The sequence below is a fragment of the Pseudomonas sp. FME51 genome (genome assembly GCF_014897305.1).
Window position 1 is genome coordinate 85,073 of the sequence record NZ_JABUYN010000010.1, and the last position, 20,428, is coordinate 105,500.

23 protein-coding genes are annotated in these 20,428 nt (G+C 59.1%); 2 read left to right on the plus strand and 21 right to left on the minus strand.

Annotation, left to right across the window (positions count from 1 at the left end):
- Positions 1–29 precede the first annotated feature (29 nt).
- From INT39_RS16755 to INT39_RS16805, 12 genes are all read right to left on the minus strand, one after another.
- Positions 30–1,025 carry a DNA polymerase III subunit delta' gene (locus tag INT39_RS16755; protein WP_413468938.1) on the minus strand — a complete coding sequence of 332 codons (996 nt, stop codon included), beginning with the start codon at positions 1,023–1,025 and terminating at the stop codon, positions 30–32.
- Positions 1,018–1,650 (minus strand): dTMP kinase, encoded by a 633-nt coding sequence (tmk, locus tag INT39_RS16760; protein ID WP_193075141.1) that lies wholly within the window; start codon positions 1,648–1,650, stop codon positions 1,018–1,020. Before tmk ends, INT39_RS16755 begins: the two co-directional genes overlap by 8 nt.
- Positions 1,647–2,705 (minus strand): endolytic transglycosylase MltG, encoded by a 1,059-nt coding sequence (mltG, locus tag INT39_RS16765; RefSeq protein WP_413468941.1) that lies wholly within the window; start codon positions 2,703–2,705, stop codon positions 1,647–1,649. The genes tmk and mltG overlap by 4 nt, the downstream gene beginning before the upstream one ends.
- A 17-nt stretch (positions 2,706–2,722) precedes the next feature.
- Positions 2,723–3,553 carry an aminodeoxychorismate lyase gene (pabC, locus tag INT39_RS16770; protein ID WP_193075143.1) on the minus strand — a complete coding sequence of 277 codons (831 nt, stop codon included), beginning with the start codon at positions 3,551–3,553 and terminating at the stop codon, positions 2,723–2,725.
- Between the two features lie 14 nt (positions 3,554–3,567).
- The gene (gene fabF, locus INT39_RS16775) at positions 3,568–4,806 is read right to left on the minus strand and encodes a beta-ketoacyl-ACP synthase II (protein ID WP_193075144.1); all 1,239 of its coding nucleotides are present in this window, start codon (positions 4,804–4,806) and stop codon (positions 3,568–3,570) included.
- Between the two features lie 205 nt (positions 4,807–5,011).
- The gene (gene acpP, locus INT39_RS16780) at positions 5,012–5,248 is read right to left on the minus strand and encodes an acyl carrier protein (RefSeq protein ID WP_090273001.1); all 237 of its coding nucleotides are present in this window, start codon (positions 5,246–5,248) and stop codon (positions 5,012–5,014) included.
- A 9-nt stretch (positions 5,249–5,257) separates the two neighbouring features.
- Positions 5,258–5,392: a hypothetical protein gene (locus INT39_RS22705; RefSeq protein ID WP_264299112.1), complete on the minus strand. Its 135-nt coding sequence runs from the start codon at positions 5,390–5,392 to the stop codon at positions 5,258–5,260.
- 38 nt (positions 5,393–5,430) lie between these two features.
- Positions 5,431–6,174 (minus strand): 3-oxoacyl-ACP reductase FabG, encoded by a 744-nt coding sequence (gene fabG / locus INT39_RS16785; protein WP_193075145.1) that lies wholly within the window; start codon positions 6,172–6,174, stop codon positions 5,431–5,433.
- 1 nt (position 6,175) lies between these two features.
- The gene (gene fabD, locus INT39_RS16790) at positions 6,176–7,123 is read right to left on the minus strand and encodes an ACP S-malonyltransferase (RefSeq protein WP_193075146.1); all 948 of its coding nucleotides are present in this window, start codon (positions 7,121–7,123) and stop codon (positions 6,176–6,178) included.
- 66 nt (positions 7,124–7,189) lie between these two features.
- Positions 7,190–8,212, minus strand: coding sequence for a phosphate acyltransferase PlsX (plsX, locus tag INT39_RS16795; RefSeq protein ID WP_226944857.1), 1,023 nt, complete (start codon positions 8,210–8,212; stop codon positions 7,190–7,192).
- 3 nt (positions 8,213–8,215) lie between these two features.
- Entirely contained in the window at positions 8,216–8,398 is a 183-nt protein-coding gene (gene rpmF / locus INT39_RS16800; protein ID WP_193075147.1) for a 50S ribosomal protein L32, read from the minus strand.
- 19 nt (positions 8,399–8,417) lie between these two features.
- A complete protein-coding gene (locus tag INT39_RS16805; protein WP_193075148.1) occupies positions 8,418–8,939 on the minus strand; it encodes a YceD family protein in 522 nt (173 codons plus the stop codon).
- Positions 8,940–9,064: 125 nt separating this feature from the next.
- Between INT39_RS16805 and INT39_RS16810 the strand changes: the two genes are divergently transcribed.
- On the plus strand, positions 9,065–9,643 hold the full coding sequence (locus tag INT39_RS16810) for a Maf family protein (RefSeq protein WP_193075149.1): 579 nt from the start codon (positions 9,065–9,067) through the stop codon (positions 9,641–9,643).
- A 9-nt stretch (positions 9,644–9,652) separates the two neighbouring features.
- Here the strand turns inward: INT39_RS16810 and sppA are convergent, their stop codons facing one another.
- From sppA to rluC, 3 genes are read right to left on the minus strand one after another with little or no spacing between them, the layout of a single operon-like run.
- Positions 9,653–10,654 (minus strand): signal peptide peptidase SppA, encoded by a 1,002-nt coding sequence (sppA, locus tag INT39_RS16815; protein ID WP_413468939.1) that lies wholly within the window; start codon positions 10,652–10,654, stop codon positions 9,653–9,655.
- A 3-nt stretch (positions 10,655–10,657) separates the two neighbouring features.
- On the minus strand, positions 10,658–11,332 hold the full coding sequence (locus tag INT39_RS16820) for an HAD-IA family hydrolase (RefSeq protein WP_193075150.1): 675 nt from the start codon (positions 11,330–11,332) through the stop codon (positions 10,658–10,660).
- A gap of 1 nt (position 11,333) precedes the next feature.
- On the minus strand, positions 11,334–12,305 hold the full coding sequence (gene rluC / locus INT39_RS16825; protein WP_193075151.1) for a 23S rRNA pseudouridine(955/2504/2580) synthase RluC: 972 nt from the start codon (positions 12,303–12,305) through the stop codon (positions 11,334–11,336).
- Between the two features lie 536 nt (positions 12,306–12,841).
- On the opposite strand from rluC, the gene rne reads away from it, so the two are divergent.
- Positions 12,842–16,177 (plus strand): ribonuclease E, encoded by a 3,336-nt coding sequence (gene rne, locus INT39_RS16830; protein ID WP_193075152.1) that lies wholly within the window; start codon positions 12,842–12,844, stop codon positions 16,175–16,177.
- Between the two features lie 106 nt (positions 16,178–16,283).
- On the opposite strand, the gene murB is transcribed toward rne, so the two are convergent.
- Genes murB through INT39_RS16860 form a run of 6 tightly spaced genes read right to left on the minus strand, consistent with a single transcriptional unit; the run spans position 16,284 to position 20,415 of the window.
- Positions 16,284–17,309: a UDP-N-acetylmuramate dehydrogenase gene (murB, locus tag INT39_RS16835; protein WP_193075153.1), complete on the minus strand. Its 1,026-nt coding sequence runs from the start codon at positions 17,307–17,309 to the stop codon at positions 16,284–16,286.
- Entirely contained in the window at positions 17,309–18,070 is a 762-nt protein-coding gene (gene kdsB / locus INT39_RS16840; RefSeq protein ID WP_193075154.1) for a 3-deoxy-manno-octulosonate cytidylyltransferase, read from the minus strand. The genes murB and kdsB overlap by 1 nt, the downstream gene beginning before the upstream one ends.
- Before the next feature lie 2 nt (positions 18,071–18,072).
- Positions 18,073–18,258 (minus strand): Trm112 family protein, encoded by a 186-nt coding sequence (locus INT39_RS16845; protein WP_193075155.1) that lies wholly within the window; start codon positions 18,256–18,258, stop codon positions 18,073–18,075.
- A 13-nt stretch (positions 18,259–18,271) separates the two neighbouring features.
- Entirely contained in the window at positions 18,272–19,276 is a 1,005-nt protein-coding gene (lpxK, locus tag INT39_RS16850; RefSeq protein ID WP_193075230.1) for a tetraacyldisaccharide 4'-kinase, read from the minus strand.
- A gap of 23 nt (positions 19,277–19,299) precedes the next feature.
- On the minus strand, positions 19,300–19,731 hold the full coding sequence (locus INT39_RS16855; RefSeq protein WP_193075156.1) for an ExbD/TolR family protein: 432 nt from the start codon (positions 19,729–19,731) through the stop codon (positions 19,300–19,302).
- A gap of 3 nt (positions 19,732–19,734) precedes the next feature.
- The gene (locus INT39_RS16860; protein ID WP_193075157.1) at positions 19,735–20,415 is read right to left on the minus strand and encodes a MotA/TolQ/ExbB proton channel family protein; all 681 of its coding nucleotides are present in this window, start codon (positions 20,413–20,415) and stop codon (positions 19,735–19,737) included.
- Positions 20,416–20,428 lie beyond the last annotated feature (13 nt).

Here is a 20,428-nt window from a genome sequence, read left to right on the forward strand (position 1 = left end):
TCCTTTTTTAATACTTCGGCACAGGCAGGTTACCGCCTTTCCATCAATTGTTTCCACTGGATCAACAGGGTTTCGATGAACAGCACCCGATTGAGGTTGGCCTTACCCATGATCATGCCGCGATGTTCCAGCAGCCAGCTTTGCCATGTCAGCAAGGCGGGCATCGACATATGGCGGGCCATATAGGGAAGCACCTTGGCCATATCGGTGTTGATTGGCTCTTCAATCGCCCCGGTCTTCAGTCGCAGCAGGTCCAGTGTCCAGTCGCAGAACCAGTCCGCCAGCAGCTCCAATGGCAGAGTCGGCCAGCGCTCCGCGAGCCGGGATGCCGACTGCTGATTCTTCAGCAGTTCCTTCACCCCCTCCACTACCTGCTGACGCAGACTGGTGGCGTCCATTTCATGCAGCGTAACGGCGCGCAAGGGGGCGCCCCCAGCCATCAACAACAAGGCGGCATGCTGCTCGGCATCCAGATCCGGCAGACTCTGACTCAGCCAGGCCATGGCATCAGTGTGGCTGGGCGTGATCAGCGATTGCACTCGGCAACGGCTGCGAATGGTCGGCAGCAACCGGCTGGGTTGATCACTGACCAACAAGAGATAGGTTTCCGCTGAAGGTTCTTCCAATGACTTGAGCAGCGCATTGGCCGCGTTCAGGTTCATTGCTTCGGCCGGGTGCAGAATCACAACCTTGCGCCCGCCTTGCTGCGCCGTCTGACCCATGAAATCCGCCAGCTGGCGAATCACATCGATACGGATGGCCTTACCCTGCTCTTCCGGTTCCACCACCAGCCGATCCGGGTGGCTGCCGGCTTGGCGTAACTGGCAGCTGCGGCATTGCCCGCAGGCTCGACTGGACTCCGGTTTGAGGCACAACAGATAGGCAGCGAACGCCTCGGCGAATACGCGTTTGCCCACACCGGGTAAACCTGCAAACAGGAACGCATGGGCATGACGGCTACCGGCGGTCAGGGAGTTCCAGACCGGCAGATGCCAGGGGCAGGGCATGATTGCCTGATCAGGCATTGCAGCGCTCCAGCACTTCTTCGATCAACGGCTGCATGGCATCACGTACCGAAGCCAGATCACCGCTGGCATCGATTACTCGATATCGCTGCGGATCAGCTGCCGCACGCTGCAGATAGGTATTTCTGACGTTTTCAAAGAAAGCCTGTTGCTCGCGCTCGAACCGATCCAGCTCACTGCGTGCCCTGGCCCGGGCCATACCCAGCTCAACCGGCACATCGAAGATGATCACCAGGTCCGGACGCAGCTCGCCCTGAACCCACTCTTCCAGCGCAGCGATACGCTGCGGGTCGATCCCGCGACCGCCGCCCTGATAGGCGTAGGTTGCGTCAGTGAAGCGATCACTGATGACCACCCTGCCTTCGGCCAACGCCGGACGAATCAGGCTATTGAGGTGCTGGGCACGGGCGGCGAACATCAGCAGCAGCTCGGTATCGGCGTGCATCGGTTCCTCATGCAGGCTGAGCAACACCTCGCGAATCCGTTCGGCCACTGGCGTGCCGCCTGGCTCACGGCTCAGCAACGGCGTACAGCCGCGCTCGGCCAGGGCCTGAGCAAACACCTTGAGGTTGGTCGATTTGCCGGCCCCCTCCGGGCCTTCAAAAGTAATGAACAAGCCGCTCATTGCGCCGCCCCGTTGTTTGTTGAGCCCGCCGGTGATGGGCTGGAACGATAGTTGGGTGCCCGCCGCAGAATCTGATAGTGACGGACAGCCTTGTTATGCTGCTGCAGCGTTTCGGAAAAAACGTGGGAGCCGTCGCCACGGGCAACGAAGAACAGACTCTTGCCGGGCAAAGGATTGACGGCGGCCAGTAGCGCCTCTTTGCCTGGCATGGCAATCGGCGTTGGCGGCAAGCCGTCGATAGTGTAGGTGTTGTAAGGCGTAGCCCGGCGCAAATCGCTGCGGCGAATATTACCTTGCCAGTTTTCACCCATACCGTAGATGACGGTCGGATCGGTCTGCAGGCGCATGCCCTTTTGCAGGCGACGGGTAAACACACCGGCGATCTCGCCTCTCTCGTGCGGCACGCCTGTCTCCTTCTCGATAATCGAAGCCAGAATAAGAGCCTCGTAGGGACTGTCGATCGGCAGCCCTTCCACCCGCTGCTCCCACGTCTCCTCCAACACCCGCTGCATGCGCTGATAGGCGCGAAGCAGGATGTCACGGTCGCTCATACCTAGGGTGTACAGGTAGGTGTCCGGGAAGAACAGCCCTTCGGGATGAGACTCTGGAAGATCAAGCTCTGCCATCACCTGTTCATTGTTCCAGTCACGCGGTAACGTCTGATCCAGCCGCTCAGCCTGCGCCAATACATCGCGGAACTGATTGAAATTCCAGCCTTCAACCAAGGTGATGCTGCGCTGAACCACCTCGCCACGCTGCAATACGGCCAACAGCTGCTGTACGGTCATTCCCGGCGCAAGGCGGTATTCGCCTACCTGCAGTACCGTTTCCGGCATCTGCCACTGCCAATAGCGGCGCACCCAACTGGAACGCTCAATCACGCCGCGCTGCTCCAATCCGGCAAAAACCCGCGCGGGCGTGCTGCCGGGAGGTACTTCAAGGGTGTCGGCCACCTCGATCTGCAGCGTCTGATCCAGAGTTGATTGCAGAGTGAAATAGCCCCACCCGCCAATACAGGCCATCAAAATCACTGCTAAAACAATGAGTTTAGCAATAAACCTTATAAACAACTTCAACTTAAAACCTGCTTTGCCAAGGTTTGGATAACCCGTGTATGCGGCCCTGCGGGCCATTGCTTGCCCTCCAGCGCGACCACCGGCCAGACACCGAACACACTGTTACAACAGAAGACTTCCGTGCTGCTCAGCAGCTCGTCATGGCTGATTGTCCGCTGTACCACCGCCTCTCCCTGATCATCCAGATGATCAATCAGGAAATCCCGCATGACCCCTTGCACCCCGCATTGGTCGAGCACCGGAGTCACCCAGCGATCATTCAGGCGAATAAAGAGATTGCTCATGGTGCCTTCGACCGGGTTGCCTTCAAGATCACAGACCAGCCCCTCGGCACAGGCTGCATCCTGCCACTCACTCCGCGCCAGGACCTGCTCCAACCGATTGAGGTGTTTGATCCCCGCCAGCAATGGCTGATTGCCCAGGCGCGTCGCGCAGGAATAAAGGCGGATGCCCTGCTCGGCATGCCGGGATGGGTAAGCTGGCAGTGGTGAGGATTGCAGGATGCGCGTCAGTTGGGGCGGCTGAGGCATGGCATAACCCCGCTGAGACTCACCCCGGGTGACAATCAGCTTGATGAGGCCATCGCCGACCTGTTTTCCCAGCTGTTCGACTTCGCTGCGAATCAGCGCCTGGTCCAGGGGCAAGCGCAGAATCTGTGCACCTCTGGCCAGACGCCGAAAATGATAGTCCACCAGTGTGGGACTGCCACGCCGGACGAGAATGGTTTCAAACAGTCCATCACCATAGGCCAGGCCTCGGTCCCGCACCGAAACAAGGCTGGTCGGTACACCATTGACCAGACAATCTGTTGCGGCGGGTGCGGCCATCCCGGTGATGTCCATCAGAGACGGCGGAACACCAGGCTACCGTTGGTGCCACCGAAGCCGAACGAGTTGGAAACCACTACATCCAGCTGGCGAGCCTGGGCCTCGTGGGCCACGTAATCGAGATCGCAGCCCTCGCCCGGGTTATCCAGGTTGATGGTCGGCGGGGCCGCCTGATCGCGCAGCGCCAGAATACTGAAGATGGCTTCAACTGCGCCGGCAGCACCCAGCAGGTGACCGGTCATGGATTTGGTCGAGCTCATGGCCAGCGCATGGGCATGATCGCCAAAGACACTGGCCACCGCACGGGTTTCGGCCAGATCGCCAGCCAGGGTCGAGGTACCGTGGGCATTGATATAACCCACCTGCTCAAGCTGTACACCGGCATCACGCAGAGCGTTGTTCATGCACATGGCAGCACCGCGGCCGTCTTCCGGAGGAGCCGTCATATGGTAGCCGTCACCACTCATGCCAAAACCGATCAGCTCGGCATGGATATGCGCACCACGCGCCTTGGCATGCTCATACTCTTCGAGTACTACGGCACCGGAGCCGTCAGACAGCACAAAACCGTCACGCTCAGCATCCCAGGGACGACTGGCCTTGGTCGGCTCATCATTACGGGTCGACAGCGCCCGCGCTGCGCTGAAGCCGCCCAGGCCCAGACCGCTGGTTGCCATCTCCGAGCCACCGGCAATCATCACGTCGGCTTCGCCATAGGCGATGTTGCGTGCCGCCATGCCGATACTGTGGGTGCCTGTGGTGCAAGCGGTGGTCAACGCGTAGTTGGGACCGCGCAGGCCATACTGGATAGACAGATAGCCGGCAACCATATTGACGATCGAGCCAGGCACGAAGAATGGCGAGATACGTCGCGGGCCACTGTTCAGCAGCAATTCATGGTTGCGCTCGATATTGGTCAGACCGCCGATACCGGAGCCCATGGACACACCAATACGATCACGATTGTCATCGGTGATCTCCAGTCCTGCATCATTCAATGCCTGAATGCAGGCCGCGATGCCGTACTGGATGAACAGATCCAGCTTGCGCGCCTCCTTGGCGGACATATAGGGCTCGATATCGAAATCGCGAATCGAACCACCAAAACGGGTGCCAAACGCACTCACGTCCATATGCTCGATGGGAGCGATACCACTTCTGCCCGCCAAAGCCGCTTGCCAGCTGCTTTCAACCGTATTCCCCAGCGGGGTCAACATGCCCAGGCCGGTTACCACGACGCGTCTACGCGACAAGGGAGACTCCTTAATTCAACAATCGACAGCGGGCTATTGTCCGCATAAAGGGCCGACGCGGCAACTGAATGATGACCGCCCGCCCGACACCAGTTATTACAGAAGTATTCAGAGCCTGTTGACTCTGCAAAGCGAGCACAAACAAAAAGACCGCAGCTCTGATACCAGGACTGCGGCCTTTTTGAACTGCAAACAGACTGCGTGATTACTTCTGAGCGGAGTTCACGTAGTTGATTGCTTCCTGCACGGTGGTGATCTTCTCGGCTTCTTCATCCGGAATTTCAGTCTCGAATTCTTCTTCGAGGGCCATCACCAGCTCAACGGTGTCAAGGGAGTCAGCGCCAAGATCTTCAACAAAGGAAGCACTGTTGGTTACTTCATCTTCTTTGACGCCGAGCTGCTCGGCAACGATTTTCTTGACGCGCTCTTCGATGGTACTCATACCTTGTTCTCACTCCTGATTTTGCAGTTCCGATAAGCCGGACTGCGGGTAGTTTATAGAAAGAATTCCCGAGATTTCAAGCTGGAAATGCTTCTGTGTCAAAATGGCCTGGTCCGAACGCTCTGCGCCGGCCCAGATTTCCACCAGATAGATCCATCATCCACCCGCAGGCGGACGGTGGTTTACCCCATGAACATACCGCCATTGACCGGAATAGTTGCTCCGGTAATGTATCCAGCCGGCTCACCGGCAAGAAACGCCACCACTGCAGCAATTTCCTCGGCCTGGCCGAGACGCCCCAGTGGAATCTGCTCAAGCATGACTGAACGCTGACTGTCGTTCAGAGCACGCGTCATATCTGTATCGATGAATCCAGGCGCCACCGCATTCACGGTGATACCCCGCGAACCGACCTCACGGGCCAGTGCACGAGCAAAGCCTTCCATGCCGGCTTTGGCTGCAGCATAGTTGGATTGTCCCCCATTGCCCATACCGGCGACAACGGAACTGATGCAGATGATACGCCCCCAACGGGCTTTGGTCATGCCGCGCAACACTGCCTTGGACAAACGGTAAACCGAGCCCAGGTTAGTGCTGATCACATCATCCCACTCATCATCTTTCATCCGCATAAGCAGATTATCAGCGGTGATCCCAGCGTTATTGACCAAGATCGCCGGAGCAGAATACTCGCTGGCAATACGCTCAAGCAACTCGGAAACCGATGCCGGATCACGCACATCCAGCTTCATGCCCGCACCTTGATAACCCGCCGCGGCCAGCTTCTCGGCAATCGATTGAGCACCCGACTCACTGGTAGCGGTGCCAACGACGATGGCACCCTGGGCTGCCAGAGCATGGGCAATCGCCTGACCGATACCACGACTGGCGCCGGTAACCAGCGCCACTTTTCCTTCCAGACTCATATCAAACTCCTTCAGCAAACCGGCCAGCAGCGGCGGCAAAACCATCCACGCTATCCAGATTGTGGGTGGCGACGCCTTTGGCGCAGCGCTTGTTCAGACCCGACAACACCTTGCCAGGTCCACATTCGACCAGGTCGGTTACGCCCTGGGCAGCGATGTATTCAATACTTTCCACCCAACGTACCGGACTGTACAACTGCTCAACCAGCTGCTGGCGCAGCGCGTCGAGATCGGTCGCAGGCCGAGCTGTTACGTTCTGTACCAGAGTGATAGCCGGTTGTTGCCAATTCAACTGGGAGAAATCCTGCGCCAATTGTTCGGCTGCCGGCCTCATCAACGCGCAATGCGACGGTACGCTGACCGGCAGCGCAATCGCGCGCTTGGCCCCTGCACTCTTACAGGCGTCGATGGCGCGCTGCACGGCTGCGGCCTGACCTGCAATGACCACCTGCCCCGGCGCATTGAAGTTGACGGCGCTGACCACCTCGCCCTGAGCCGCCTCGGCGCACAGCTGGATGACCTGCTCATCGGCCAGACCGAGAATCGCCGCCATGCCGCCCTCACCTTCCGCTACCGCCTGCTGCATCAACTGACCACGACGCTCGACCAGACGCAACGCATCAGCAAAGCCAATGACACCAGCGGCTACCAATGCGGAATACTCACCCAGGCTGTGCCCGGCAACATAGGCCGGACGCACCTCAGCCTTGGCCAGCCATAGACGCCATAACGCAATGGAGGCAGCCAGAATCGCCGGCTGAGTACGATCAGTCCGATTCAGGTCGGCTTCCGGACCGTTCTGACAAAGCTGCCACAGATCGTAGCCCAGTGCGTCAGAGGCTTCGACAAAAGTGTCGCCAATCAGGCTATTCTGCTCCGCCAGACCGGCCAGCATGCCAACCGCTTGCGAGCCTTGTCCGGGAAATACGAAAGCGAGGGTTTGAGTCATGCAACCTTCCTCATTTATTTATTGATGAAAACAATTCGACTTAGGATGACCAGCCGGTCACACAGGTCACAACAAGTCACCGCGACAGCGCTCTAACCGCTCCGCAATACGCCGTGGCATGTCTGACTCGCATGCGCGCACCGCCTGCGCAATGGCCATCTCCAGCGCATACTGATCCGCATTGCCGTGACTCTTGACCACCACGCCCTGCAGACCGAGCAGAACAGCCCCATTGTAGCGGCTGGGGTCAAGACGCTCGCCCATGGGCTGCAGTGCTCGTCGCAACAACGGACCCATCAGGCGCAATATGATACTTCCCGACAATGCCTGTGCCAGCTCGGCCTGCATATAACCTGCAAGCCCTTCACTGGTCTTGAGCAATACGTTGCCCACGAACCCATCGCACACCACCACATCGGCGCGATCCTGAAACAGCTCATGACCTTCTACATGACCAACATAATTCAGTGCCCGGCTATCACGCAGCAGTTCGGAAACCTCGCGTACGCGCAACGATCCCTTGTTGATTTCGCTGCCGATATTCAGCAATCCGACCCGCGGCTGCGGAATATCGGTCAGCTCAGCCACCGCTTCCGAGCCCATCACCGCAAACTCGAACAACTGCCGCGCGGAGCAGTCCACATTCGCCCCCACATCCAGCACATGACAGGATTTTCCGGCTACCGGCAAAGCCGCCATGATCGCCGGACGCTGAATACCTTCCACCGTACCCAGCAAGGTTTTCGCCAGCACCATCAGTGCACCGGTATTGCCGGCACTCAGACAGCCGTCCGCCATGCCATCACGCACCTGTTCGATTGCCACACGCATGGACGCATCGCGCTTGTTGCGCAGCACACTGGCAGGCAGATCATTCGCGAGGATGGTTTCGGAAGTATGTACGAAGCTGACACGGTCGCCAGGCAGGCGGTGCTTCTGGGAGAGACTAGTCATGGGTTCGGGCGAACCAACCAGAACGACGTTCAACCCGGGGATTTGCTGAAGGCAACGGGCAACGGCGGGAATAATGCAACGGGGACCGAAGTCCCCGCCCATCACATCAATCGCTAAACGGACTGACGTGGACAAGACTTATTCGTCGTTGTCCTTGTTGACCACCTGACGACCACGATAGAAGCCGTCCGGGGACACGTGGTGACGAAGATGAGTCTCGCCAGTAGTTTGATCTACGGACAGAGCCGCCGTGGTCAGTGCGTCGTGCGAACGACGCATACCACGTGCGGAACGAGACTTTTTGTTCTGCTGTACAGCCATGACTTTAAGCTCCTAAGCTTCAGGTATCACGTTTCAACTTGGCCAACACACTGAAGGGGTTGGGCTTTTCAGCTTCTTCCTCAGGCTCCGCGGTTTCAGGCTGATAGCCTTGCGGGTGCTGACATGTTTCCATCGGATGCATTGGCACTACCGGCAATGCCAGCAGCAGTTCGTCTTCGATCAGCGCGTGCAGATCGAGCGCCTCGTCATCCACAATAACCGGTTCATAATGACGGGGCAGATTTTTCGCCGCCTCGTCACTCCTTACAAACCCCACATCACACTCGGTATCCAGAGCCAGTACGACCCGGTCAAGGCAACGCTGACAAATCTGCGCAACATCGACCTGGTAATGTCCGTGCATGGCACTGATCCCCTGCTCGTCCCGCACGAATGCGAGCTCCACCTGAACATCTCCGGCAGGAGCGTCAAGCAAGGCGCTGAGACGGGGCATGTTGGCGGTGGGCACCGTCCCTTTCAGGACGATTTCACGGTCAACGAGCCGACGTGGTTCTATGTGTGTGGGTATGGGGTCAGACATAAGCGCGCAATTCTAGGCACCACGGGGGCTGCTGTCAAAACTATTTGATGAAAAACAGCAACTCCGGCGCTCCCCTCGCCAATCAGACTAAAATTCACCACAACCTTCCATATAAGGACGACCAAATGCCCCGTCTGGCCCTCGCTTCCGGCTCACCCTATCGACGCATGCTGCTTGAGCGTCTCGGCATCCCCTTCGAGTACGCCGCGCCCGATGTGGACGAGACACCCGCACCCAACGAAACATCTGAACAGCTCACTCTGCGCCTGGCCCTGGACAAGGCACGTGCGCTGACACAGCGCTTTCCCGACCATCTCATCATCGGCTCGGACCAGGTCCTGCTACTGGATGGACAGGCAGTCAGCAAGCCCGGCAACCACGCAGCAGCACATGACCAGCTCAGACGTTGCAGCGGCCACACCGTCCAGTTCACCACATCACTGTGCCTGCTCAATAGCCGCACCGGGAGGCACCAGCTGACCAACGACGCCTTCAAGGTCAGCTTCCGCGAACTGGATGACGAGAGCATTGAGCGCTATCTACAGCACGAGCAACCCTATGATTGTGCCGGCAGCTTCAAGGCAGAGGGGTTAGGTATATCACTGTTCACCGCCCTGCAAGGCGACGACCCGAACAGCCTGATCGGGTTACCCCTGATCAAGCTGTGCGAGATGCTGCGCCAGGAAGGCTTGCAGCTGCCGTAGGCGTCTTTCTTACTGCAGCGCCGGCGCCGCCAACCCCAGATGGGTAGCCAGCGAATTGCCGATACTGGTGCCCAACTGGCGCGAGAAGCGCTGGAATGGCGACTCACGATGGGTAAAGTCGACCAACTCTTCAGTGCCGACAAGATCCCGAGCCACTGCCGAGGCGCTGGACAACCCGTCAATCAAGCCCAGCTCCAGAGCCTGCTCACCTGACCAGACCAGACCACTGAACAGATCCGGGTGCTCCCGCAGCCGATCACCCCGCCCCTTTCTGACCTGATCGATGAACTGCTGGTGAGTGGTTTGCAATACCGTCTGCCAGAAATCGCGCTCATCCTGGCGCTCTGGCTGGAATGGGTCGAGAAAGGCCTTGTGCTCACCGGCAGTGTAGGTGCGCCGCTCAACGCCCAGTTTGTCCAGCGTCTCGACAAACCCGAAACCAGCTGCCGTGACACCAATGGAACCGACCAGACTGGCCTTGTCAGCGTAAATCTCATCTGCGGCTGCAGCTATATAATAGGCACCCGAGGCACCAATATCAGCGATCACCGCGTAGACCTTGATGTCCGGATGCAGTGCACGCAATCGCTGAATTTCGTCGTAGACATAACCTGACTGCACCGGACTTCCGCCCGGACTGTTGATGCGCAGCACTACGCCGCGCGTTTGCTCATCCTTGAAGGCCCGACGCAAACTGGTGACCAGATTGTCTGCACTGGCCTCCTGCTGATCGGCAATGGTCCCGCGCACTTCAATAAGCGCCGTGTGCGGCTTGCCGGTAGCTGCGCCGCTGTCGAGACCCGCAAAAGGCGAAAACATGAACAGCATGCCGAGCAGGTAAAGAAAAGTCAGGCTTTTGAAAAAGATCCCCCACCGCCGCGAACGCCGCTGCTCCTGCACCGACGCCAGCAAGGTTTTCTCCAGCAATTCCCAGGCCTTTCTGTCTTCTTTTTGCGTCTTGATCTCACTGCGCTCAACCATGGGCGCTTCAGTCCATTTATCCTGCTGCATCCATTACACTCCCGCTAATTGACTGGACCTGAACTGGGGCAAAGCCCAGCCATGGAATTCATCGAATGAATCAACACAATGTACTGGCCGACTACGCAATAGCTGCTCATGTGTCATGGCCCCGTAGGTAACGGCTACCGAACAAACCCCCGCATTGTGCCCCATGAGAATGTCAAACTCGCTGTCGCCCACCATACAGGCGTCGCTTGGCGTCACATCCAGCTCAGCCAGAATTTCCTCGATCATCCGCGGATGCGGCTTGCCGGCAGTCTCATCAGCACAGCGCGTCACATCAAAGTAGTCTTCCAGGCCATGGGTGCCGAGCATGCGATCCAGGCCGCGCCGACCTTTACCGGTCGCCACCGCCAGATTGAAACCACATCCACGCAGCGCGTCCAGCGCACTGCGCACGCCACCAAACAGCGGCGATGGGTTCTGCTCCAATGCAAGATAGTTGTCCGCATAAGCCTGAATCAGCCGCTCTGCAAGAATCGGATCGCCCAGCCCGGGATAGAGCACCGCTACCGCATCCGGGAGCGCCAGTCCGATAATGTCGCGCACTTCACGCACCGAACGCACTGGCAACTCGACATCCACCGCCGCACGCTGCATGGCAATGACGATATTGTCGATGGAGTTGGCCAAGGTGCCATCCCAGTCGAAGATCAAGGTATTCATGTCACTCCTTACTCAATTGGCGCAACGTGCGATCCCACATCTCACCCGGCTCGGCAGAGACCTGCAGCCGCCCCCCTTCAGGCAGAGAGCTATCAAGGGATATCGCATGCAAAAACAAACGTTTACCGCCTTTATCTCGAATTATTCTGGAAAACTCATCATCCCCGTACTTGGGATCACCGGCAATCGGGTGCCCTGCATGTCGGGCATGGACGCGAATCTGATGGGTCCGCCCGGTGATCGGCCGCGCCTCTACCAGCGTGGCAAAGTCACCAAAACGCTCCACCACCCGAAACTCGGTCAGCGACTCCTTGCCTTCCGGGTTGACCTCGACCATGCGTTCGCCGGATCGCAGATTGTTCTTCAATAAAGGAGCGTGCACTTTTTTTACGGTTGCCGGCCAGCGCCCACGCACCAATGCCAGGTAACACTTGGTGACACCCTTGCCCGCCCCGTCACCACGCAGCTCGGCATGCAGGTGGCGCAGCATGCTGCGCTTCTTGGCGATCATCAGACATCCGGAGGTATCTCGATCCAGCCGGTGCACCAGCTCCAGCTGCTGGGAATCAGGCCGCAACTGGCGCATCGCCTCGATGACCCCGAAATTCAGCCCGCTGCCGCCATGCACGGCCAGACCAGCCGGCTTGTTGACCACAATCAAACCCTTGTCTTCATAAAGAATGCTGTTTTCCAGCGCATTGAGAATACCCTGCCCCACCAGCGCCGGCTCATCGGGCTGCGGCAGGCGCACGGGCGGAATACGAATACTGTCGCCCGCCTGCAGCCGGTACTCCGGCTTGATGCGCCCCTTGTTCACGCGCACCTCACCTTTACGCAGAATGCGATAGATCAGCGTTCGCGGTGCACCCTTGAGCCGGGTCAGCAGATAGTTGTCGATTCGCTGACCGGCCTGGTCTTCTGTGATCAGGTCAGTCTGCACGGCAGCGGAGATAATGCTTTGTTCGATTTTCATCGGCGCATGATACATTTTTTCATGCAATTGAAGCACTTGATTAATGCTGCTATAGTCCGACGAGCTGCGCAAAAGGCAGCTGGAAGACAGAAGCAGTCGAAGCGATTGCCAGGATTCCCAGAAACACTGATGTAGAGCCTTCGCCAGGCAGGAAAAGCACCGCCGGCGGAGCTCGATAAAACACGCTGCAGGCCACAGGCCGGCAGAATATCAACCCGCTCCCCGAATACGACGAGCGGCACCGATTCAGATGGGCAAGTGATTAGGTGGAGATGCACAGCTTCAGGATGATGTGACGAGCGCTGACACTTGCAACGATGTGTGTCCCCGTCCCCAGTCCGGCTGATTCCTCCCTAAAAGTTAAGTTTCTCTGTACTCGCCATAACAGACTGAACTGCTGTTGCCCAACGGCACGGCAATTTTGAATTCTGAACAAGGGCAAGGTTGGCCCAAGCAGAAACACGCCTGACACCTAAACGGAAGAATCAGGTGCCGTACTCGTGTTCCGGAAAGCATTGGAAACACAACGGTACTTCATGAAAAGAATGCTGATCAACGCAACTCAGCCAGAAGAGTTGCGCGTTGCGCTGGTAGACGGCCAGAAGCTGTACGACCTGGATATCGAGTCCGGCGCACGCGAACAGAAGAAGTCAAATATCTATAAAGGGCGCATCACCCGCGTCGAGCCCAGCCTTGAGGCCGCTTTCGTCGACTTCGGCTCCGAGCGTCACGGCTTTTTGCCGTTGAAGGAAATCTCCCGCGAGTACTTCACCAAACAGCCCGAAGGCCGCGTCAATATCAAGGAAGTGCTCAAGGAAGGCCAGGAAGTCATCGTCCAGGTCGATAAGGAAGAGCGCGGCAACAAGGGCGCGGCACTGACCACTTTCATCAGCCTGGCTGGTCGTTACCTGGTATTGATGCCCAACAACCCCCGAGCCGGTGGCATTTCCCGTCGTATCGAAGGTGAAGAGCGCAATGAGTTGCGCGAAGCCCTCAACAGCCTCAACGTTCCCGCCGACATGGGCATGATTGTCCGGACCGCTGGTCTCGGCCGCAGCGCAGAGGAAATGCAAGGGGACCTGGATTACCTGCTGCAACTCTGGGAAGCGATCAAGACCGCGTCCAGCGAGCGCAGCGGCACCTTCCTGATCTATCAGGAAAGCAACGTCATCATCCGCGCCATCCGCGACTATCTGCGCCAGGACATCGGCGAAGTGCTGATCGACAGCGAAACCGTCAAGGAAGAAGCACTCAACTTCATCAGCCAGGTCATGCCGCAGTACGCGAGCAAGGTCAAACTCTACGAAGACAGCGTACCGCTGTTCAATCGCTTCCAGATCGAAAGCCAGATCGAGACCGCGTTCGATCGCGAAGTGAAGCTGCCCTCCGGCGGCTCCATCGTCATCGATCACACCGAAGCTCTGGTATCCATCGACATCAACTCGGCGCGCGCTACCAAAGGCGGTGATATCGAGGAAACCGCACTGCACACCAACCTGGAAGCGGCCGAAGAAATCGCCCGTCAGCTGCGTCTGCGTGATATCGGTGGCCTGATCGTCATCGATTTCATCGACATGACCCCGGCCAAGAACCAGCGCGCCGTGGAAGAACGGGTACGCGAAAGCCTCGAAGCCGACCGTGCCCGTGTACAGGTCGGGCGCATCTCCCGTTTCGGCCTGCTGGAAATGTCCCGTCAGCGTCTGCGCCCCTCCCTTGGCGAAACCAGCGGCATCGTCTGCCCACGTTGTAATGGCCGCGGCACCATTCGTGACGTTGAATCCCTGTCCCTCTCGGTGCTGCGCCTGATCGAAGAAGAAGCACTGAAGGACCGTACTGCAGAAGTACGTGCTCACGTTCCGGTTTCCATCGCCACCTTCCTGCTCAACGAGAAGCGCGACGTTCTGGCAAAAACCGAAGCCCGCACCAAAGTGCGTCTGCTGGTCCTGCCGAACGCTCACATGGACACCCCGCATTTCGAAGTCCAGCGTCTGCGTGACGATCAGGAAGCGGTACTCAACAGCGAATCCAGCTACAGCATGAGCAGTACCGAAGCTGAGCAGGAAGAGCCCGTGCAAGTCAGCCAGACCCGCGCCATTGTGCGTCAGGAAGCCGCTGTCAAAACGCCTACGCATTCGCGCCCTGCCGCTGCCTCGACCCCGGCACCCGCGCCGGTCGCTGCCGCGAACAAGGCAATTCAGGAATCCCAGCCGGGCTTGATCAAGAGCTTGATCAAATCTCTGGTCGGCATCTTTGCCAGTGACAGCCGTCAGGCCGGCGAAGCCGAACAGCCGCCCGCAGTCCAGGCCAACCGCAAACCCGCTGGCGATGACAGCCGCAGTAACGAGCGCCGCAGCAACCGGAACCGCCGGCCACGGACTGACCGCGACGGACGCAGCGATGCTCGTACCGGCGGCCGCAACACCCCACGCAATGGCGAGTCCACGGCTGAACGTAACGACAAGCCGCAACGTGCCGAACGCAAGACCAGCGAAGCGGTAGCAGCTACCGAAACGCCAGCAGCGACTGCCAGCAAACCGACGGAGGGTACCACCAGCCGTCGTCGCCGCCGCAGCCCCAGCGCCAATACTGCTGCCAGCGCCGAGAGCAACGAGCAACGCGCCACCACAACCGAGCAGGGGCACAGCCGCGAAGAGCGTCGTCCCCAACCTCAGGCCGAACGGGCTGCAGTGAAGGATGAAGAACTGCCTGTCGACCAGGCAAGCGAGCAGGTCGATAGCGAGACCACAGCTGAAGGTGATCGTCCGAAGCGCCGCTCGCGCAATAGCCAGCGTCGTCGCAACAACCGTCGCAGCCGTTCCGCTCAGGACGATAACAGCGCTGACAATGCCACCACCTCCGAGGCGTCCAGCAATGACACTGCTGCTGCCTCAACCGGCGACGAGCAGAATGTTGCTACAAATGCCGAGGTTGTCGTACCGGTTGCTGCCGCGATTGCCGTCACCGAGGCCGTTGCAGCCAGCGAAGGTCATGAGCCAGCAGAAATGATCAACGAGCCTGCTGTCGAAGCCGCTGCCCCGGCAGTTGCCGAGACACCTGTCGAGACCCCGAAAGACATCAGTCAGCCCGTTGAGGCAGGCCTGACTCAGGCAGTCTCCGACATCGAGCAGTCGATCGAACACGCCGTGGAAGCCTTCACCCAGTCCCAGCGCGATGAGGCGAGCAGTCAGGTTCAGGCCGAGCCTGAATCTGCAGCCGTCGAGCCGACGCCGGAACCGGAGCCGAAGCCGGAACCACAGGTGGTTGAACAGACAGCTGCACCTGTAGCCGTCGAACCGGAGCCAGCTGCAGTAATCGAAGCAGCAACCGAAGAGGCCACTCCGGCCCCTGAAGCGGTTGCTGTCGAGACTCCGAAAGCTGAACCAGCACCCGCTGCACCATCAACTCCGGTCGAAGCTCAGGAGCAAGAGCAGAAACAGCAGGAAGCCGCTCCGGCAGTGCAACAGGAAGCCAAGCAGCAGATTCCGGCGCTCACTGAAAGTGGTCGCGCGTTCAACGACCCACGTGAGATCCGCAAGCGTCGCCTGGAAGCCAAGCGCCTGGCCGAGCAGCAAGCTGAAGCCGACGCCAAAAGCGAAGCGCCAGCAGCCGCTGCTGAAACCAGCGCCGAGCCTGTGGCCGAAGCCCCAGCGCAGCAGCCCGCCGAGCCGGTGAGCGAAGCCATGGCCGAAGCTCAGGAAGTCATTGAGCATATCGAGGAAGCCAAACCCGATACGCCAGATGAGACTGCAGCTAACACCGCGATCCCCAGCACCGACGTAGCTGAGGTACCGGAGCATCCGGCCACCAACGCCCCGGAGCAACAGGAAGCGCCTGAGAAAGATGACAACCGCTCTGAAACACCCAAGAGCTGATTTTCATCACAGCAACAAAAAAGGGGATGCCATTGGCATCCCCTTTTTCATTCATGTCAGTTATGGCGCTTCAAGCCTGCTGATTTCAGCCAGTTTCATCCACCGCTCATCCGCCTATAAGCTGCGGCTCCATTTCGAGCTCCACACCAAACCTGGCCAGCACGTCCCGCTGAATATCACCTGCCAGCGCCATGACGTCTGCGCCCCGGGCACCACCATAATTGACCAGCACCAAAGCTTGCTGTCGATGCACCCCGACATTGCCTCGACAATACCCCTTCCACCCTGCCTGCTCTATGAGCCAGCCAGCAGCCAGCTTTACACTGCCATCAGGTTGAGGGTAATGCGGCAGGTCTGACCAGCGCCCCAGCAGCGCTGCAGCATGCTCAGCGGCCACCAGCGGATTCTTGAAAAAACTCCCAGCATTACCCAACTCTGCCGGGTCAGGCAGTTTCGAGCGGCGCACCTGGCAGACCAGTTGGCTGATTACCCGACTGTCCGGCTGCTGCAATCCCGTGTTTCTCCAAGCGGCGGCCAAGGGAGCGTAATCCAGTGTAGGTATCGGCTGTGTACTCAACCGCAGGCGCACCCGCAATATAACGAAGCGGCCCGGCTGCTGCTTGAATACACTGTCGCGATAGGCAAACCGGCAGGCCTGACGATCGAACTGCTTGATCTCTCCCGTAGTGCGGTCCAGCGCATCGAGGCTATCGAATACATCGCACAGCTCAACACCGTAAGCCCCGATATTCTGTACCGGAGCGGCGCCCAGAGTACCGGGAATCAGCGACAGGTTTTCCAGACCATGAAAGCCATGGTCCAGACTCCAGCAGACCCACTGATGCCAGTTCTCACCGGCTTCACCTTCGACAATCACGCTGCTCGAATGACGGGCAGTCACCCGTCGCCCACGACTGCGCATGCCGATTACCAGGCCCGATAGCGGGCCCGCCAGCACCATGTTGCTCCCACCACCCAACAGGGTTACAGGCCAGTCATGCTGCTTTGCAACCGCCAGCGCCTGACACAGCTGAACTTCGTTCTCTACCAGTATCAGGCGCTCGGCCTGCTCGCTGATACCAAAGGTATTGAGGGCACGCAAATCCGCTGAGGAGATAATTGCCGGCAGCATCAGTTCGCAGCCAGTAACTGGCGCACCCGCTGCAGATCCTCAACGGTATCCACGCCAGCCGGAGGCACTTCGCAGGCGTCAGCAACATGAATCCGACAGCCGAACCACAATGCACGCAGCTGCTCCAGCGATTCCGCTGTCTCCAGCGGGCTGGCCGGCCAGCGCACATAATCATGCAGAAAGCCCACTTTGTAAGCATACAGACCAATATGACGGCGAAAGGGAGTTCCCGGCGGCAGCGCCGCCGGGCGGCCATCGGCAAAATCATCGCGGCACCAGGGCATGGGCGCGCGACTGAAATACAGTGCAAAGCCTTGATGATCGGTAACCACCTTGACCGCGTTGGCATTGAACAGCGTCTCAACGTCCTCCAATGGCTCGGCCAGGGTAGCGATGCTTGCCGCCGGGAAGGCCCGCAGATTGCCCGCGACCTGGTCGATGAGCGCGGGAGGGATCAGCGGCTCATCACCCTGGACATTCACCACATGGGCATCGGCTTCCAGACCCAACTGAGTTACCACCTCCTGCAGCCGATCGGTGCCGGAGGGGTGATCGGTACGGGTCAGAACAACATCCGCCCCGAACTCGCGGCAAACCTCAACGATACGCGGATCATCCGTCGCCACCGTCACGGAAGCTGCCGAGCTCTTGCCGGCCTGCTCCCAGACATGACGGATCATCGGCTTGCCGGCGATATCCTGCAGCGGTTTTCCGGGCAGGCGGGTGGAGGCGTAACGGGCAGGTATGATGACGTGAAACATGATCAGTGATCCAGCCTCTCGTCCGCATCCAGCGCGCGCGCCTCGGTCTCCAGCATCACGGGGATACCATCACGCACCGGGTAGGCCAACCCATCGGCACGGCACCACAGTTCGGTTTTATCCTGATTCTGTACCAGCGGGCCCTTGCATAGCGGGCAAGCCAGGATATCGAGCAATTTGGGATCCATCGTCAGACTCCGGTCAGAGGGTAATATTCCGGCAGGACGGCAAATGGCTGTCCAGCCGTTCATGCAATGCCGCAACGAAGGCGGCACTCAATTGAGCATCGACACGCAGATACCACCAGTGCTCACGCGCAAAACCCATGCATTTTACCGCGTCCTTTTCGGTCATGATCAGGGGCTCGCCACGATCGAACTCGGCAAAGCTGTCCGTATTGTAGCGGGCGTGATCGGCGAAAGCGTGTAATGTCGGTATGAAGGCCAGGCTCTCCAGCGTTTTGCAGAAGCGCTGGGGATTGCCGATCCCGGCCACGGCCTGAACTCTGGGGCGAGCCTTCCACTCGGCCGGCTTGAGTCTTTGTCCGGTTTTCAGGTTAACCAGTTCCGTCGCCTGCAGCTGCATGGCAAAAGCGCCATCACCATCCGCTTCCGCGCCATTGCGCACGATCAGGTCCACCGAGTTCAGACGGGAGGCAGGCTCGCGCAGCGGTCCCTCCGGCAGGCAGCGGGCATTGCCCAACCCACGTGCGTGGTCAAGCATGACCATTTCCAGCGTGCGGCCCATGCGATAGTGCTGCAGGCCATCATCACTGATGATCACATCAACCCCGGCGTGCTCCAGCAAGTGCTGCCCTGCCCTCGCACGATCCGGGTCGATCACCACCGGCACCTGGCAGCGGCCAGCAATCAGCAGCGGCTCGTCACCAACCTGTTCCGGTCCGTCCTCAGCAGGCTGAATACGCCACGGCAGCGATGGCGGTTGCGCACCATAGCCACGGCTGATGACGCCTACTCGCAAGCCGCGGGCACTCAAGTGCTCCACCAGCCAGATCACCATGGGCGTTTTGCCTGTGCCACCGAGGGTGATATTACCCACCACGATCAGCGGCACCGGTGGTTGCCAACTGGCTTCGGGGCTGTTCAGGTAGCGCTGTCGACGACTCAGCACAACCCGCTGGTACAGCAGCGAAAGGGGTCGCAGCAGTAGCAGCCAGCCGCGCTTCCCGTACCAGGAGCGCAGCATGAAGCTTTCCAGCGAGAAACGCTTCACTGCCCCTGCGCTTCCAGCTCGTTGGTGGTCAGGCGCAGACGACTGAAGCCCTGTTGGCCGGCGGCATCCATGACCGTGATAACTGACTGGTGCGGCGTCTTGGCATCGGCGGTAATCACCACTGGCAGGCCTGTGTCGCCCCCAGACTCACGCTGGAGTGCAGTTTGCAGGGTATCGAGTCCGGGGTTGATCAGCGCCTTGCCGTTGATCATGACCTCTCCCGCAGCCGAGATAAGTACCTCGATCTGCTCCAGATTGCGATTTTCCACCGGATCACCCGAGGCGGATTCCGGCAGATCGAGTTTTAGCTGGGTTTCCCGGGTAAAGGTGGTGGAGACCATGAAGAAGATCAGTAACAGAAACACCACGTCGATCAGCGGCGTCAGGTTGACGCTGACCTCCTCCCGATGAGTACGTCGAAAGTTCATGACTCAGTTTCCTTTGGCCGTGCTGGCAGGCCGCTGGGTTGCCGCACGCACTGCAGAACCGTTGCCATTTGGCTCAGCGTCCCGATTGCCCTGAACGGCCTCTACCAGTTTGGTAGCTTCCTGCTCCATGGCGACGACCAGCTCATCAACCCGACGAACAAAGAAACGATGGAAGAACAGTGCCGGAATGGCAACGGTCAAGCCGGCAGCGGTGGTGATCAGCGCCTTGGAGATACCGCCGGCGAGAACCGCCGTGTTACCGGTACCTTGCACCATCACGGCGGTGAACACGTCGATCATGCCGATCACCGTACCCAGCAGGCCGAGCAGCGGGGTGATGGCAGCAATGGTGCCCAGAGTATTGAGATAACGCTCAAGCTCATGGATGACCTTGGTCGCGGCTTCCTGGATGCTTTCTTTCATGATCTCTCGACCATGCCGGGTATTCGACAGACCGGCAGCGAGGATCTCGCCCAGCGGTGAGTCGGCGCGCAGCGACTTAAGTCGGGTCGCATCGAGCTGTCCTTCCTTGACCCAGCGCCAAGCCTGTCCCAACAGATTGGCCGGGGCAACGCGACTGCTGCGCAGCGCCCACAGGCGTTCAAAAACGATGGCTACAGCTACAACGGATGACAATACGATCGGCAACATCAGCCAACCACCAGCACTGATCAGTTCCCACACAGGCGTTCCCTCC